Source organism: Pseudarthrobacter sp. S9 (assembly GCF_050156545.1).
Taxonomy (GTDB): Bacteria; Actinomycetota; Actinomycetes; order Actinomycetales; family Micrococcaceae; genus Arthrobacter.
Genome location: NZ_CP189576.1, coordinates 1,896,120 through 1,911,115, shown reverse-complemented (window position 1 = coordinate 1,911,115; position 14,996 = coordinate 1,896,120). Strand labels below are relative to the sequence as shown.

Genomic DNA, 14,996 nt, shown 5'->3' with positions numbered 1-14,996 from the left:
ACCGCAGCCTCAAATATTCCCGGACTGATATATACCTGAAACGGAAAATATAGACTATGAGTGACGAAACACCCGAGGTTCCGGCCGGCTCCGCCGGTGCCGAGCCCGTTCTTGAAGGCACCGTTTTGGACGAGGCCGTGCTGACCGACCGCGTCGAACAGGTGGACCTGCAGACGGAAATGCAGCGCTCCTACCTCGACTACGCCATGGCCGTGATCGTCGGACGCGCCCTGCCGGACGTCCGCGACGGCCTCAAGCCCGTCCACCGCCGTGTCCTGTATGCGATGTTCGACGGCGGCTACCGCCCGGACCGCTCCTTCAATAAGTGCGCCCGCGTGGTCGGCGAGGTCATGGGCCAGTACCATCCGCACGGCGACACCGCCATCTACGATGCGCTGGTCCGGCTGATCCAGGACTGGACCATGCGCTACCCGCTGGCCCTCGGCCAGGGCAACTTCGGCTCACCTGGGAACGACGGCGCGGCCGCACCGCGGTACACCGAAACCAAGATGGCGCCGCTGGCGATGGAAATGGTCCGGGACATCGATGAGGAAACCGTCGATTTCCAGGACAACTACGACGGCAAGAACCAGGAACCGACGATCCTGCCGGCGCGGTTCCCCAACCTGCTGGTCAACGGCTCCTCGGGCATCGCCGTCGGCATGGCCACCAACATCCCGCCGCATAACCTCCGCGAAGTTGCCGACGGTGTGCAGTGGTACCTGGTCAACCCGGGCGCCAGCCGGGAGGAGCTGCTCGAAGAGCTGATCCTGCGCATCAAGGGCCCCGACTTCCCGACCGGCGCCACTATCCTGGGCCACAAGGGCATCGAGGACGCCTACCGCACGGGCCGCGGCTCCATCACCATGCGTGCCGTCGTCAACGTCGAGGAACTCCAGGGCCGCACGTGTCTCGTGGTCACCGAGCTGCCGTACCAGGCCAACCCCGACAACCTGGCGATCAAGATCGCCGAGCTCGTCAAGGACGGCAAGATCTCGGGGATCGCCGACCTCCGCGACGAAACCTCCGGCCGCACCGGCCAGCGCCTGGTGATCGTGCTCAAGCGCGACGCCGTGGCGAAGGTGGTGCTGAACAACCTGTACAAGCACACCCAGCTGCAGGACAACTTCGCGGCCAACATGCTGGCGATCGTTGACGGCGTACCGCGCACGCTGAGCCTCGACGCGTTCATCCGCCACTGGGTTACCCATCAGATGGACGTCATTGCCCGTCGGACGCGCTACCGCTTGCGCAAGGCCGAGGAAGAGGCACACATCCTGCGTGCCCTGCTCAAGGCGCTGGACATGCTCGACGAGGTCATCGCCCTCATCCGCGCGTCCAACACTACCGAAGCCGCCCGCGACGGCCTGATGCAGCTCCTGGATATTGACGAGCTCCAGTCCCGGGCGATCCTGGACATGCAGCTGCGCCGGCTCGCGGCCCTGGAACGCCAGAAGATCCAGGACCGGCACGCCGAATTGGAAGCCCTGATCGCCGAGTACAACTCGATCCTGGCCTCCGAGGAACGGCAGCGCGAGATCATCAGCACCGAGCTGGCCGAGATCGTGGCCAAGCACGGGGACGACCGCCGCACCAAGGTCCTGATGGGCTTTGACGGGGACATGTCGATGGAAGACCTGATCCCCGAAGAGGAAATGGTGGTCACGATCACCCGCGGCGGCTACGTCAAGCGCACCCGTAGTGACAACTACCGCTCGCAACAGCGCGGCGGCAAGGGCATCAAGGGCGCGCAGCTGCGCGGCGACGACGTCGTCGAGCACTTCTTCGTTACAACGACGCACCACTGGCTGCTGTTCTTCACGAACCTGGGACGCGTCTACCGGGCCAAGGCCTACGAGCTCGCGGAAGCGGGACGTGACGCCAAGGGCCAGCACGTGGCCAACCTGCTCGCCTTCCAGCCCGATGAGCACATCGCCCAGGTGCTGGACCTGCGGGACTACCAGCACTCGCCCTACCTGGTGCTGGCCACCAAGCGCGGCCTGGTCAAGAAGACGCGGCTGGAGGACTACGACACCAACCGCTCCGCGGGCGTCATCGCGATCAACCTGCGTGACGGCGACGAGCTCGTCTCCGCTCAGCTGGTCTCGGAAACCGACGACCTCATGCTGGTGTCCCGAAAGGGGCAGTCCATCCGTTTCACCGCCACGGATGAAGCCCTGCGCCCCATGGGCCGGGCCACCTCCGGTGTCACGGGCATGAAGTTCCGCGAGGATGACGAACTGCTCGCGGCCGACGTCGTCAAGGACGGTTCGTTTGTCTTCATCGTCACCGAGGGCGGCTTCGCGAAGCGGACCGCCGTGGAGGAATACCGGCTCCAAGGCCGTGGCGGCCTCGGCATCAAGGTCGGCAAGTACCAGGAGGAGCGCGGGCATCTGGTCGGTGCCCTGATTGTCCACGAGGAGGATGAGGTCCTGGTGGTCATGGAAGGCGGCAAGGTGGTCCGTTCCTCGGTCACCGGCGTGCCCGCGAAGGGCCGCGACACCATGGGGGTGATCTTTGCCAAGCCGGACAAAAATGACCGCATCATCGCGGTCGCGCGCAACAGCGAACGCGGCCTGGAAAGCGATGAAACGGCGGACGACGGCGACGACGCCGAGACCGTTGACGGCGCGGAAAATGGCACCGACAACGCAGCCGGCACTGAATCCGGAAGTCGGGCATCGGCGCCGGATGACGTAACGTTGGCTGGAGATGCCGGATCACACGATGGGTCCGCAGTCGCAGAATCAACGGCACAATCAGCGGCACAATCAACACAGGCAGAATCAGTACCGGCCCCGGAGTCAGATGAGTCATCGGGCAATGCCGAGCTGGACGAAGACAACACCGGAGGTAACGAGTGAGTAATTCCGACTCATATCCCAAGCCAAGCAGCGGCGTCCCCCGCGTGAGCGCGCCGTCGCGTCCGCAGCAGCGGCCCGGCGTGCCTGGCGGAGCCGCCGGTTCAGCACAGCGGCCGCCGGCCCCCGGACAGCGCCCTGTGCAGGGCCCGCGGCCCGCGACGCCGGGGCAGCGCCCCGGCCAGGCCGGCGGGCAGAACGCCGGGGGGCAGAACACGGCCAGCCTGATCAAGCCTGCGCCCAAGGCCAAGGTCCGCCGCGCCCGTCTCCTGGTCAGCAAGGTGGAGCCGTGGTCCGTGCTGAAGATGGCCTTCCTGCTCTCCGTCGCCCTGGGCATTGTGACCGTCGTGGCGGCGATCGTGCTCTGGACCGTACTGGACCTGACGGGGATCTTTGACCAGGTGGACAGCCTGCTCGGGACCCTTGCCGGCTCCGAAGGCGGCGGCTTCGAACTGAAGAAGGTGGCCTCGCTGGGGCAGGTGGCATCGTTCGCCACCATTATCGCCGTGATCAACGTCGTGCTGCTGACGGCCCTGTCCATGCTCTCGGCGGTGCTGTACAACATCGCCGCGACGCTGGTGGGCGGCATCGGCGTCACCCTCACGGACGACTAAAGCCGTACTTTTCCCCGGATTCCTGCGGGGAAATGCCTCGATTTGAGATCGGGCCGGGATGTGCTGTACAGTCATATCTCGGCCCGATGAGGCATCGGGGCGTATAGCTCAGGCGGTTAGAGCGCTTCGCTGATAACGAAGAGGTCCCAGGTTCAAGTCCTGGTACGCCCACGGAACCTGTGCAGGTTCTGGTAGAGGTTAGGGGAAGGTTCAGGCATTACTGAACCGGAACGAGGTGAATGTGAAGAAGCTGCTGGTTGTTGCAGCCACGATCGCAGGCGTCCTGCTCTACAAGAAAGTGCAGGAATCCGAAGCCCGGAAAACAGTCTGGAGCGATTCAACCGATAAGGTTGATTAGCCTGGATTCCCGGTCCGGGAGCTGGAAACAGCCCTCCGGAACTAGGGTATGATTGTCGGGTTGCTTCTTATGGGGGCATGGCGCAATTGGTAGCGCACCTGCTTTGCAAGCAGGGGGTTCGGGGTTCGAGTCCCCGTGCCTCCACCATAAGAAAGGCCCCGGAAAGCGGAAACGCGGTCCGGGGCCTTTTGCGTGTGCAGAATCTGCAGACGGTCCCTGCGGACTGTGCGTGCGTCCCGTGCGTGCAGCCCGGCCGGTGCCGGCGTCGCGGCTCAGTCCTTGGGTTTGGCGTAGTCCTCCATCCCCTGCCAGTCGATGAACACGTAGGGCTCGTCGCCGAGCACCCAGGCATCGTGGCCGGGCGGAATGATTCCGAAGTCACCCGGACCGAATTCGCTCTCTTCACCGTCGTCCATGACGACCTTCAGGCGCCCCGACACCGTGTACCCGACGTGGCTTGCCATGCAGCTATCCGTTTTGGCGATCGGCTTCACATGATCTGACCACTTCCAACCAGGCAGGAACGTGGCGCGTCCCACGGCGCCGGCGTCGAGATTGACGAGGTCAACCTGACCAATCCCTTCTGCCACGGGACGTGTCTCCTCCGGATTGTCCAGGCTCTTGCGGATGATTGAAGACATCTTGGTCTCCTTCTTCGATGATTTGAGACCGCGATTTAAGACTGGCACCACGGTATGACGCGGTCAAGAACGCGCTTTCAGCAATTGCCGACGCACCCGCCGGGGAACTTGGCCCTACTACTGTTGGACCGTGAACTTGCTTCTTGCCGCCGTGGGAGTGCTGGGCGTGGCTTCCTCGGGACCGCTCATCGCCGCCACACTGGGCGCCACCTCGGTCAGCGCCCTCGCCATCGCCTTCTGGCGCAACGCGATCGGAGCTGCCGTCATGGCGGGGCCCGTGCTGGTCCGGCAGCCCCTCCAATTCGCCCGGGTCACGGGGACCGAGTTCCGCTGGTCCCTGGCCGCCGCAATCGCCCTGGCACTGCACTTCGCCTGCTTCATCACTTCCCTGCAGCTGACTTCCGTCGCGGCCGCCACGGCCCTGGTCTGCCTGCAGTCCGGCTGGATCGCGATCTTTCAGCTGTTCCGGGGCGTCAGGCACCGCTGGCCGGTCCTGGCCGGCCTGGGTATCGCCTTCGGCGGCGTCGTGGCCATTACCGGGTTCGACATGGGCACCTCGCCGGATGCGCTCCTGGGGGACCTCCTGGCCGTGGCCGGAGGCGCCCTGGCGGGGATCTACACCCTGGCCGGCGGCAAGGCCCGCCAGACCATGGGCACTGGTGTGTACACGACGCTCTGCTATGGGATGTGCGCGGCCTCAGTGGCGCTAATGGCGCTGTTCTCCCGGCAGCCGCTGGCCGGGTTCGACGCCGGTGGCTGGCTGGGCATCCTGGCCATCACCGTGTGTGCACAACTGGTGGGGCACACGGCCTTCAACCACCTGCTGGCGACGATGAGTCCGCTGCTGGTGTCCATGATCATCCTGCTGGAGATCCCCGGCGCCGCGCTGCTTGCCGCCGCGTTCCTGGCCGAAACATTGCCCGCCGGAACGTACGGGGGGCTGGCGATGATCCTGGTGGGGCTCGCCGTCGTCGTCCTGGGGCAGCGGAGCTCGCGGTCCGTCAGGCTCAACGCCGCCCGGCTGGCCGAACTGGGCACCGACTAAAAACGCGCACGGCACCGCGCCGCGGCGGGCGCGGCTACTGGCCGCCGCGGCGGGCGGGCTGGGCCGTATTGACCGTGTGAATGGCGCGCAGCAGCTTCGCCGGGAAGTACACGGAGAAGAAGACGACCATGGGCGCCTTCAGCGCCATCTTCTTGACGTTGTGCGCCTTGTACGTGCGGTCGAACCGCGTCACGTAGTAGCGGTAGTCCCGGGGCGAGTCTTCGAGGCGTCGCGCGGACATGCCGGAGATCATCTGCGGCCAGTACTGGATCCGGAGCTCGTGGTCGGCCAGGTGCAGGGAGAGGTCGATGTCTTCATGCATCTCGTCCTTTTCATCCCGGCAGGTCTCCGCCCGGATGATCTCCCACGCGGAGCGGCGCAGCGCCATGTTGGAGCCGAAGAGGAAATGATACTGGTGCTTGGCGAGCTTGAGCATCAGTTGGCGCATTTTGTCATCCGCTTTGAGGCCGAAGCGGCGCATCGGCATGTCGTAATAGACCACCGGGCCGGTAGCGGCGTGGACCGACTCATCCGCGAACGCCTTCTGGACCTGTTCCACCCAGTCCGGCTCCAGCACGGAGTCGGCATCGATCCGGCCGAGGATATCGCCTGTGGCGTGGTCCAGGCCGAAGTTGCGGGTGGGGATGAGTCCCTGGTCCCGGTCCTGGCTGAGCAGGATGATGGGACTCTCCGGGTACTCAAGCTGCATCTGCCGCACGATATCGGCCGTGCGGTCCGTGGACAGGTTGTCCACCACGATGATCTCGTGGGCGGGGACGGACTGGTACACGGCGGCGATCAGGCACTGCCGGATGACACTTTCCTCGTTGTATGCCGGGATGACAATAGATACAGCCGGCGGCAGCGCGGAAACGAGTAAGGCATCGTCGGGGGATCTATTGGGTGACATCACCACAAATTTAGCATCTAGCCCGTCATTTGAAGGGAGGGATCCCGCCCCTGGCGGAATCCCTCCCTTTCCCGGCTGCCCGCAGGCCGCCGGTTCTTAGCTAGCTGCGGCTACTTGCCGGTCTTGTCCGCAACATCATTCGGGCTCGCCCCGATGTTCCGCACGGCGGTCTTCGAATCCGTGGCAACCTCGGCGGTGGCCTCCTTGCCGGCTTCCTTGCTGTCCTCGGACGGGTCCTTGGCCGCGTCCGAGACATCGGCCGCTGCGTCCGCGACGGAACCGGGAACCTCTGCGGACGCGTCCGCCGCGCTGCCCGCGGCGGCGCCGGCCTTTGCGGCGGTGTCCGTACCGGCCCTATCTGCGGCGTCCTTGAGGGAATCCTTGGCGGAATCCTTGACGGCGTTCGCGGTCGTCGCCGGCTCCGGGGCAGGCGTTACCGGAGAAGGGGTCTTCCACGGGTCCTCGACCGGCTTGGAGGCCTTCCAGGCTGCGACCCCGGCCGCGAACGCCGCGGCGATGACGCCGACGATCAGCAGGCCGCGGTGCTTGGGCTTCTGCGGCTTGGAAAGTTCCCCGCTGACGGCCTTGCCTGCCTCGGTGGCCACAGCCTTGAACTGCTGGCCGGCGCTCTGTGCCTGCTCCTGGATGCTGTGCACAACACCGGAGTCGACGAGCTTCTGGGCAACGGCGTCCACATGGGCGGGAGCGCTTTCCAGCGTGCGGTGAACGGCCTCGGAGGCATGGCCGATCTGGTCTGAAAGCCTGGGAAGATATTCGACGACCACCCTGTCCCGCGCCTGGGCGATTACGGGTGTCGCCTTGTCCAGGGCCTCGTGCAGGCGCGGCGTCGCGCCCTCGACGGCGTCGTGGATCTTCGGAGCCAGCTGGGCCAGGCCGTCCTGGAGGAGCGGGGTAACGGTGGCGACGCCGTCGGCCAGGTTGTGGGCTGCCGATTTGAGCCCCTCCTGGATCTTGGGAGATGCGGTATCCAGTCCATGCTGCAGGCGGGGAACGGCCCAATTCACTGCCGCTTCAACCCGCGGGGTTGCCCAGTCCTTGGCGCTTTCCACTCCGGTGCTGACTGACTGCTCCAGCTCACGGGCAATACGATCCGTTTTCTTCACAACTACCTCCCGATTAATGTGACGGTTCTGCTGTTAGCCTACGTGTCTAGGAACGCACCGGCTATTCTTCAGGCCGATTTCCAGTGGATTTCACCCAGCGCGGAACTGACTCTGCGGCCCTGTGCGCTGCGGCCCGTCGTGGAAGAATAGGGCCCATGACTGCCATCGCAACCGCAAAAGCAACCATCCACACAAGCGTCGGCGACATCGTCGTCAACCTCTTCGGCAACCACGCGCCCAAGACCGTCAAGAACTTCGTCGGGCTGTCTACCGGCGAGCAGGCCTGGACCCACCCCGAAACGGGCGAGGACAAGACCGGCACGCCGCTGTACAACGGCACGATCTTCCACCGCATCATCAAGGACTTCATGATCCAGGCAGGCGACCCCCTGGGCCGCGGCGTCGGCGGACCGGGCTACAAGTTCGACGACGAAATCCACCCGGAGCTCACCTTCAACGAGCCCTACAAGCTGGCCATGGCGAACGCCGGAGTCCAGATGGGCAAGGGCACCAACGGTTCCCAGTTCTTCATTACCACCATCCCCACCGGCTGGCTGCAGGGCAAGCACAGCATCTTCGGCGAAGTCGCCGACGAGGAGTCCAAGAAGGTTGTTGACGCGATCGAGGCTGTCCGCACCGGAATGGGTGACCGCCCCGTCGAGGACGTCACCATCAACAGCATTGACGTAGAACAGCTCTAGGCCCAGCCCATGAGCTACGGAATTCCGGCGGCAGAGCCGTCCGCGCAGATCCCGGTGTGCCCCCGGCACCCGGACCGGCCCGCCTATGTGCGCTGCCAGCGGTGCGGGCGCCCTGCGTGCCCCGACTGCCAGCGGGCGGCCGCCGTCGGATTCCAATGTGTTGACTGTGTCAACGAAACAAAACGCACGACGCCGGACGTCAAGACGGTCTACGGCGGCGCCGTGGCCGCCGGCAAGCCTCTCGTCACCTTCCTGATCATCGGGCTGTGTGCCCTCGTCTACGTGCTGCAGTGGCTGGTCCCCAACGACGGGATCTACCAGGAGCTGGCCTACGCCCCCGCCTTCACGGACATCGAGCCCTGGCGGATGCTGACCTCGGCTTTCCTGCACTCCCAGGGCTTCCTGCTCCATATTGTCCTGAACATGTACACCCTCTGGATCTTCGGCCAGGCCCTTGAGCCGCTGCTGGGCCGCGTCCGCTTCCTCGCCGTCTACCTGCTGTCCGCCATCGGCGGCTCGGTCGGCTTCCTCCTGCTGACGCCGGTGTACCCGCCCAACGGCCCCGTGGGCGTCGTGGGAGCCTCCGGCGCGATCTTCGGCCTCTTCGGCGCCATGCTCGTGGTCCAACGGCACCGCGGCGGGGACATCCGCCAGCTCGTGGTCCTGATCGCCATCAACGGCGTCATCGGCTTCATGGTCCCCCAGATTGCGTGGCAGGCCCACCTTGGCGGCCTGGTCACCGGTGCCCTGTGCGCCGCCGTCATCGCCTACTCCCCACGCGGCCGTCGCCATGGCCTGCTGCAGTCGGGCGGCCTCGTGCTGGTCCTGGCCCTGCTGATCGCCATCTCCGTCTTCCGGATGGCGAGCGTCAGCGCCTAGACCCGCCTGCACTAGCCCCCTGTCCCTGCCCTCTGAACGGCGGGTCTGCCCGGCCGCTCGTCGCGTGCCGGTCCCCTGTGCACACTTCACCCTAACCAGCCATTCCGCTGTAAGTTTTCCACAGGGGTTATCCACATTGTTAATAACTTACATGGCTGTAGTTCAAAGTGGCCTGCCCGATCTGATGGCCACAGCTGGCGAATTTAGGGCACTATTTCAACGCAACATTCCAGATCTCCACAGTTGTGGAAAACTGCTGTGGGTTGCCCTGTGGTTAAGTGGACAACTTCGCCAGCGTGCCCCGGCCAGGAGCCGGCAATCCTTCGCCGGCTGCCGGGTGCCACGTCCCGGTGCAGGCCTGGATGTCTGATTTCCTCTGATTTCAACAGGGTTATTCACAGTGTTAATAACTTGATCCTCTGAGTGTCTCCCGTAAGAACTCCCGGGTTCCGGCATCGAGGCGGTGCGCGGGGGGCCGAAAAGTGTCGTTATCCCCAGCTGTGGATAACTTGTGGGTACTGGGTTGTTGTTAAGTGGATAACTTTCCCCGCGTCCGGATCGCGTCCAGATCCTGCATCAAAGGCGCTGCCGGGTGAGCTGTTCCGGACGTCCCGCCCTGGGCTGTGGGCAGGCCCGCGGTGCACGTCTGACTTATCCACAGACAATCCACACTGTTAATAACTTACAGCGCTATAATTCATGCGGTCCCCGGACGGGAATCGGCCATCCGCGAGCTACATGGGGCGCCGGGACGGCCTTGAAACGGTGTTTTCCTGGCGGAAGTTATCAACATTGTGGATAAGTTTCCCCAAAGTTGTGCACAACTGTGGATACTGCGGACCGATCCAGGACGGATCCAGGACGGATCCAGTCCGCGGAAAGGGCGGTGTCGGCGGCGTCAGCGCGGCCAGACGCCGGAGGTGCCGCGCCGGTGGCTGTCCAGCAGATGGGTGTCCACCATGCCGATGGCCTCCATGAGGGCGAACATCGTGGTGGGCCCGACGAATGCGAACCCCTTTTTCCGCAGCGCCTTGGAGAGTGCCACCGACTCCGCCGAGGTCGTCGGGACCTGGTCCAGCGATGCCGGCTCGGGCGTGCTCGTCGGCTGGAACCGCCAGACGAAGTCGACCAGCCCGCCGTCGTCCCTCAACGCGAGAGTAGCCCGGGCATTGGTGATGGCCGCCTGGATCTTGAGCCGGTTCCGGACAATGCCGGCATCCAGCATGAGGCGTTCCACATCGGCCTCGGTGAAGGCGGCCACGGTCTCGGGATGGAAGTCGCTGAACGCTGCCCGGAATGCCGGCCGTTTGCGGAGGATCGTAGCCCACGAGAGTCCTGCCTGGAAGGCCTCGAGGCTGATTCGTTCGTACAGTCCCCGTTCGTCCCGGACGGGCAGGCCCCACTCGTTGTCGTAGTAGTCGCGCAGCATCGGGTCCACGGACGCCCACGCAGGCCGAGCCAGTCCGTCGTCGCCGATAATGGAGCCGTTTGCTGCCGGGGTCATCTGGAATCCTTCGCTGGAAATTTGCCGCTTCCAGAATTATCGGTCACGCCGGGGACGACGGCGTGGTCGAGGCACTTACGGACAGGCATCAATGATGCATTAAAGGCAGGGGCCGGCACACACTGTGTACCGGCCCGGCAGGGTAGCTCCTGGAGCGTGTTCCTGGTTCAGGAACGGCAGTCGGGAACGGCAGTCGGGAACGGCAGTCAGGAACGCCAGTCTCAGGAACGCCAGCGCGTGGTCATCAGGAAGCCCACGATGGCGATTCCGAACCCTGCGACGATGTTCCACGATGCCCAGGCCTGCACAGGCAGCGTGCCTTCGCTGATATAGAACGTGATGATCCACAGCAGGCCAATGATCATCAGGCCGAACATCACCGGCTTGAACCAGACCGGGTTGGGCTTGTAGGCCTGCGCGGCAGAAGTCTGCGTCGTTGCGGGGGCAGTCCTTTTTCGCGGCTTTGACTCGGGCACGGGTCCTCCTTGGCGGGCTGGAACAGGAGCGGCACCTGGGCTTGATATCCTGCGAGAAGGAAAGGCCGGCGGCCAACGCGCTCTTGGTCAAGTGTGGAAATCATACTCGCAGCCAATTCTAGCTGTAGTTCAGGCCACACCGGTGTCAATCGAGAACGCCCAGGAGGAGAACACACGGTGCTGCAGTTAAAGGAGAGATCCGCTCCCGCTCCCGCTCCCGCGGCCGCGCGCGGCGCCGGCGTCCTCTCCCGCAGCTTCCAGATGGCAGGTGAGCTGCTCATGACCGCAGGGGTGATCGTCCTGCTGTTCGTGGCGTGGCAGCTGTGGTGGACCAATGTGGAGTCCGATGCCCGGCAACGCGGCGTCGTCAAGAATTTCGCCCACGACCTGAAGCAGGACCTGAAACAGGATCTGACAGGGGCGGGTCCCCTGGAGTCCGCGCCGCCGTCGGCAGCTGCCGACGACTCCTCCGACGGCTCGTCCGCTGGCTCTTCCTCCGGCTATGGCCCGGCCATTGTCAGCCCCGAACCGGCCGACGGCGTGACGATGGGCATCATGTATGTCCCCAGGTTCGGCGCCGATTTCACGCGGCCCCTTGTCCAGGGAACCACTCCGGCGGTGCTGGATACCCTGGGCATCGGCCATTACCCGGGCACCGCAATGCCCGGTGCGGTGGGGAATTTTGCCGTGGCCGGCCACCGGCAGACCCACGGTGCGGTCCTGGACAGCATCGATTCCCTCGTGCCCGGGGACAGGATCTACGTCCAGATCCGCGCGGGCTACTATGTCTACGTGTTCCGGAACAGCCAGATCGTTTTTCCCTCGAGGACGGACGTACTCCTGCCGGTGCCGGCCCAGCCGGCCGCAACGCCGAAGGAAGGCTACCTCACGATGACCAGCTGCAACCCGCGCTTCGGCTCGCAGGAACGCTTCATCGCCTACTCGCTGCTGGAGTGGTGGCAGCCGGCGTCAGCGGGGCCGCCGGCAGAAATCGCGAGCCAGGTAGCGCGCGTGCTCGGGGAGGGCTGACTCGTGTACGGCTGGATCTTCCGCCAGCTTCCGGGTCCCCTGTGGCTCAGGATCGCTGCCGCGCTGGTGCTGGTTGCCGGCGTACTGGTATTGATGGTTCAGTTCCTTTTTCCCTGGATGGCGCAGTTCACCCAGTTCACCGACTCGACGATTGGTTCAGCAAGGCACCCATGAGCACAACCAAGATCTTGGTCGTAGACAACTACGACAGCTTTGTCTACACCCTGGTGGGCTACCTCCAGGAACTCGGCGCGGAGACCACCGTGGTCCGAAACGACGATGTCACGCTCGCGGAGGCCGTCGAGATGGCGGACGCGCGCGACGGCGTGCTCATCTCTCCGGGTCCGGGAACCCCCGCCGCTGCCGGAGTCTGCATCGAGCTGATCCAGTGGTGCGGCAGCCACGGCAAGCCCATGCTCGGCGTGTGCCTGGGCCACCAGGCGCTGGCAGAGGCCTACGGGGGAACCGTGACCCACGCCCCGGAACTCATGCACGGCAAGACGTCCCTCGTGGAGCACCACGGGACCAGCGTATTTGCCGGCCTTCCCTCTCCCCTTACAGCGACCCGCTACCACTCCCTGGCCGCTGTCCGGGAGAGCATCCCCGAGGTCCTCGAGATCACCGCGGAGACAAGTACAGGCGTCGTGATGGGGCTGCAGCACCGCACCGCCCCCCTCTGCGGGGTCCAATTCCACCCTGAATCGGTGCTGACTGAAGGCGGCTACCAGATGCTCGGCAACTGGCTGGAGTCCCTGGGCATGGCGGGGGCCGCCGAACGGGCAGCGGAACTGAGCCCGCTCATCAAGCACTGACGGCCTCACGCACTGACTGTGTCAAGCACTGATTGTGCCGCGCCGCGAACCCCGGTCCGTGACCTAGGCCCCGAGCTGACCGGCGTGTAACGGCCCCGACGGGAACCCGCCCAGGATGTTGACCGCGCTTTCCTTGGCGCCCTGCTTTGTAGCCGTCGGCGTGGGGGTCGGTGCAGGTGTGGCCGGGGGTGCCGGGGCCTTCGCCACCGTGACGGCGATGGTCTTGCCCTGCACCACCAGTGAATCCGCGGCGTCGCTCTGTGCCGTGACTTTGCCCGGTTCCACCTGGGAATTCTCGACTTCCGTGGCGCTGAGCGTCAGTCCCAGGGCCTCGAGTGCAGTCTCAGCCTCAGCGACCGGCAGCCCGATGAGCTGCGGCACGGTAACCTTCCCGGTCGAGACGATGATTTCCACGACGCTGCCCACGGCCACGTTCTGGCCCGGGGCGGGCTTGGTGGTGATGACAATGCCCGCCGGAACCGTGGGGCTGTTGGCCATGGAGGTGGTGGGCGCACCGGTCAGCCCCTTCTGCCGCAGGACATCCCGCGCGGCCGCCTCAGTGCGGCCCGGTAGATCGGCCGGTATGGCGACGACACTCGGACCTTCGGAAATGTTGAGCGTGACCTCAGAGTTGGCGTCCAAGGAACTGCCCGACGTCGGCACCGTGCCGATAGCGGTGCCCTTGGGGATGGTCTCGTGCTGAAGCCGTTTGAGCTGGGGCTTAAATCCCGCGTTGTAGAGCCTCTGCAGGGCCTCAGATTCCGTCAGCGACGTCACCGGCGGGACCAGGACCTTGGCCACGGGCGGCGGTGCCTGGTTCATCATGTTGTACAGCCACAGGCCGCCTCCGGCCAGGACCAGCATGGTGAGGACCACCAGGGTGGCGATCCAGGTGCGGCGGCGCGACTTCTGCCTTGGCGTGTGTTCGCGTTCGACCGGCAGAGCCAGCGGAAGGCTGCCCGAGTCCGTACTTCCATACAGTTCAATGCCGTAGGCCGGCAACAGGTGGTCGTCTCCCGGCGTGTCCTCGGCGGGACGGAGACGGCCGCCGGGTGTGTCATCCAGGAACTTTGCCCCGGTGACCGAGAAGGCGGCGGTGGGGGGAACGCCGTCGTGCCGCGAAACGGTGTTGGTGGGGTTGGTGGGGGCCTCGCTGGCCGCCGGCGGGGCCACTGCGACGCCGCTCCGCGCTGCCCGCAGGGCGCGCCGGAAGGCGGCGGCATCCTGGAAACGGTCCGCGCGGTTCTTCTCCAGGGCCTTCATCAGCACGCTGTCCAGCGCCTCGGAGACATCGGGGTTTAGGCTGCTGGCCAGCTCGGGGATCTCACGGACGTGCTGGTAGGCCACGGAGACGGGGCTGTCCCCGATGAACGGCGGGCGGCCGGTCAGCATCTCGTACAACAGGCAACCGGCAGAGTACAGGTCGCTGCGGGCGTCGACGGCTTCGCCGCGGGCCTGTTCCGGAGACAGGTACTGGGCCGTGCCCACGACGGCCTGCGTCTGCGTCATGGTCGCGGCCGAGTCCGCCATGGCGCGGGCGATGCCGAAGTCCATGACCTTGACGCTGTTGGAGTCCGGGCAGAACATCACGTTGGCGGGTTTGATGTCGCGGTGCACGATCCCGGCCTTGTGGCTGTAGTCAAGGGCGGAGAGAACGCCCAGGGTGAAGTCGATCGCCCGATCGATGGTGACCTCCTTCGCCCTGACGAGGTCGCGGATGGTCTTCCCGGAAACAAACTCCATCACGATGTACGGCACCCGGACGCTGTCGTCGTGGTCACCGGGGACCGCGTGGTCCCCGGTGTCGTAGATAGCCACGATCGACGGGTGGTTCAGCGCCGCCACGGCCTGGGCCTCACGCTTGAACCGGGCCTGGAACTGCGGATCCCTGGCCAGGTCGGGGCGCAGCAGTTTGACGGCCACGGTGCGTCCCAGCCGGGTATCGACCCCGCGGAACACATCCGCCATTCCGCCGCGGCCGATCAGCTCACCCAGCTCATAACGCCCACTGAGGACGCGCTGCGTATTCACGGGGCGGCGAT

15 protein-coding genes and 2 tRNA genes are annotated in these 14,996 nt (G+C 65.3%); 11 read left to right on the top strand and 6 right to left on the bottom strand.

All coding sequences use genetic code 11. The features are described 5' to 3' along the window. Window positions 1-56 precede the first annotated feature (56 nt). The 5 genes from gyrA (at window position 57) to ACQCSY_RS09045 (ending at window position 3,980) form a co-directional block, all read left to right on the top strand. Entirely contained in the window at window positions 57-2,864 is a 2,808-nt protein-coding gene (gene gyrA, locus ACQCSY_RS09065; RefSeq protein ID WP_427135009.1) for a DNA gyrase subunit A, read from the top strand. Continuing rightward, window positions 2,861-3,475, top strand: a complete 615-nt coding sequence (locus tag ACQCSY_RS09060; protein WP_427135008.1) for a DUF3566 domain-containing protein — start codon at window positions 2,861-2,863, stop codon at window positions 3,473-3,475. Before gyrA ends, ACQCSY_RS09060 begins: the two co-directional genes overlap by 4 nt. 97 nt (window positions 3,476-3,572) lie before the next feature. After that, window positions 3,573-3,646: transfer RNA gene (locus ACQCSY_RS09055), tRNA-Ile, on the top strand. Between the two features lie 70 nt (window positions 3,647-3,716). Next, window positions 3,717-3,833, top strand: coding sequence for a DLW-39 family protein (locus ACQCSY_RS09050; protein WP_427135006.1), 117 nt, complete (start codon window positions 3,717-3,719; stop codon window positions 3,831-3,833). Between the two features lie 71 nt (window positions 3,834-3,904). Then, window positions 3,905-3,980 (top strand) — tRNA-Ala (locus tag ACQCSY_RS09045). A gap of 125 nt (window positions 3,981-4,105) precedes the next feature. Here ACQCSY_RS09045 and ACQCSY_RS09040 read toward each other — a convergent pair. Next, window positions 4,106-4,474 (bottom strand): cupin domain-containing protein, encoded by a 369-nt coding sequence (locus tag ACQCSY_RS09040; protein WP_427135004.1) that lies wholly within the window; start codon window positions 4,472-4,474, stop codon window positions 4,106-4,108. A 130-nt stretch (window positions 4,475-4,604) separates the two neighbouring features. Here ACQCSY_RS09040 and ACQCSY_RS09035 point away from each other — a divergent pair, with 130 nt between their 5' ends. Beyond that, window positions 4,605-5,519 (top strand): DMT family transporter, encoded by a 915-nt coding sequence (locus ACQCSY_RS09035; protein WP_427135002.1) that lies wholly within the window; start codon window positions 4,605-4,607, stop codon window positions 5,517-5,519. 34 nt (window positions 5,520-5,553) lie between these two features. On the opposite strand, the gene ACQCSY_RS09030 is transcribed toward ACQCSY_RS09035, so the two are convergent. Together ACQCSY_RS09030 and ACQCSY_RS09025 are read right to left on the bottom strand one after the other, a co-directional pair. Beyond that, a complete protein-coding gene (locus ACQCSY_RS09030) occupies window positions 5,554-6,429 on the bottom strand; it encodes a glycosyltransferase (RefSeq protein WP_427135000.1) in 876 nt (291 codons plus the stop codon). A 110-nt stretch (window positions 6,430-6,539) separates the two neighbouring features. Then, window positions 6,540-7,553 (bottom strand): hypothetical protein, encoded by a 1,014-nt coding sequence (locus tag ACQCSY_RS09025; protein ID WP_427134998.1) that lies wholly within the window; start codon window positions 7,551-7,553, stop codon window positions 6,540-6,542. A 155-nt stretch (window positions 7,554-7,708) separates the two neighbouring features. Between ACQCSY_RS09025 and ACQCSY_RS09020 the strand changes: the two genes are divergently transcribed. Together ACQCSY_RS09020 and ACQCSY_RS09015 are read left to right on the top strand one after the other, a co-directional pair. Then, window positions 7,709-8,254, top strand: a complete 546-nt coding sequence (locus ACQCSY_RS09020) for a peptidylprolyl isomerase (RefSeq protein WP_427134996.1) — start codon at window positions 7,709-7,711, stop codon at window positions 8,252-8,254. A 9-nt stretch (window positions 8,255-8,263) separates the two neighbouring features. Next, window positions 8,264-9,133 carry a rhomboid family intramembrane serine protease gene (locus ACQCSY_RS09015; RefSeq protein WP_427134994.1) on the top strand — a complete coding sequence of 290 codons (870 nt, stop codon included), beginning with the start codon at window positions 8,264-8,266 and terminating at the stop codon, window positions 9,131-9,133. A gap of 898 nt (window positions 9,134-10,031) precedes the next feature. On the opposite strand, the gene ACQCSY_RS09010 is transcribed toward ACQCSY_RS09015, so the two are convergent. Next, complete coding sequence (locus ACQCSY_RS09010; protein ID WP_427134992.1) at window positions 10,032-10,637, bottom strand: DNA-3-methyladenine glycosylase I; 606 nt, start codon at window positions 10,635-10,637, stop codon at window positions 10,032-10,034. 221 nt (window positions 10,638-10,858) lie between these two features. Then, complete coding sequence (locus ACQCSY_RS09005) at window positions 10,859-11,113, bottom strand: cell division protein CrgA (protein ID WP_427134990.1); 255 nt, start codon at window positions 11,111-11,113, stop codon at window positions 10,859-10,861. A 180-nt stretch (window positions 11,114-11,293) separates the two neighbouring features. Here ACQCSY_RS09005 and ACQCSY_RS09000 point away from each other — a divergent pair, with 180 nt between their 5' ends. From ACQCSY_RS09000 to ACQCSY_RS08990, 3 genes are read left to right on the top strand one after another with little or no spacing between them, the layout of a single operon-like run. Continuing rightward, window positions 11,294-12,142: a class E sortase gene (locus ACQCSY_RS09000; RefSeq protein ID WP_427135757.1), complete on the top strand. Its 849-nt coding sequence runs from the start codon at window positions 11,294-11,296 to the stop codon at window positions 12,140-12,142. Window positions 12,143-12,145: 3 nt separating this feature from the next. Continuing rightward, window positions 12,146-12,316: a hypothetical protein gene (locus ACQCSY_RS08995; protein WP_427134988.1), complete on the top strand. Its 171-nt coding sequence runs from the start codon at window positions 12,146-12,148 to the stop codon at window positions 12,314-12,316. Further along, the gene (locus tag ACQCSY_RS08990; protein WP_427134986.1) at window positions 12,313-12,954 is read left to right on the top strand and encodes an aminodeoxychorismate/anthranilate synthase component II; all 642 of its coding nucleotides are present in this window, start codon (window positions 12,313-12,315) and stop codon (window positions 12,952-12,954) included. Before ACQCSY_RS08995 ends, ACQCSY_RS08990 begins: the two co-directional genes overlap by 4 nt. A 63-nt stretch (window positions 12,955-13,017) precedes the next feature. On the opposite strand, the gene pknB is transcribed toward ACQCSY_RS08990, so the two are convergent. Beyond that, the gene (gene pknB / locus ACQCSY_RS08985) at window positions 13,018-14,985 is read right to left on the bottom strand and encodes a Stk1 family PASTA domain-containing Ser/Thr kinase (RefSeq protein WP_427134984.1); all 1,968 of its coding nucleotides are present in this window, start codon (window positions 14,983-14,985) and stop codon (window positions 13,018-13,020) included. Window positions 14,986-14,996 lie beyond the last annotated feature (11 nt).

Coding starts and splice junctions, on each gene's coding strand:
- gyrA (WP_427135009.1), top strand. CDS start 57: ATGAGTGACGAAACACCCGAGGTTCCGGCCGGCTCCGCCGGTGCCGAG.
- ACQCSY_RS09040 (WP_427135004.1), bottom strand. CDS start 4,474: ATGTCTTCAATCATCCGCAAGAGCCTGGACAATCCGGAGGAGACACGT.
- ACQCSY_RS09030 (WP_427135000.1), bottom strand. CDS start 6,429: ATGTCACCCAATAGATCCCCCGACGATGCCTTACTCGTTTCCGCGCTG.
- ACQCSY_RS09020 (WP_427134996.1), top strand. CDS start 7,709: ATGACTGCCATCGCAACCGCAAAAGCAACCATCCACACAAGCGTCGGC.
- ACQCSY_RS09015 (WP_427134994.1), top strand. CDS start 8,264: ATGAGCTACGGAATTCCGGCGGCAGAGCCGTCCGCGCAGATCCCGGTG.
- ACQCSY_RS09010 (WP_427134992.1), bottom strand. CDS start 10,637: ATGACCCCGGCAGCAAACGGCTCCATTATCGGCGACGACGGACTGGCT.
- ACQCSY_RS08990 (WP_427134986.1), top strand. CDS start 12,313: ATGAGCACAACCAAGATCTTGGTCGTAGACAACTACGACAGCTTTGTC.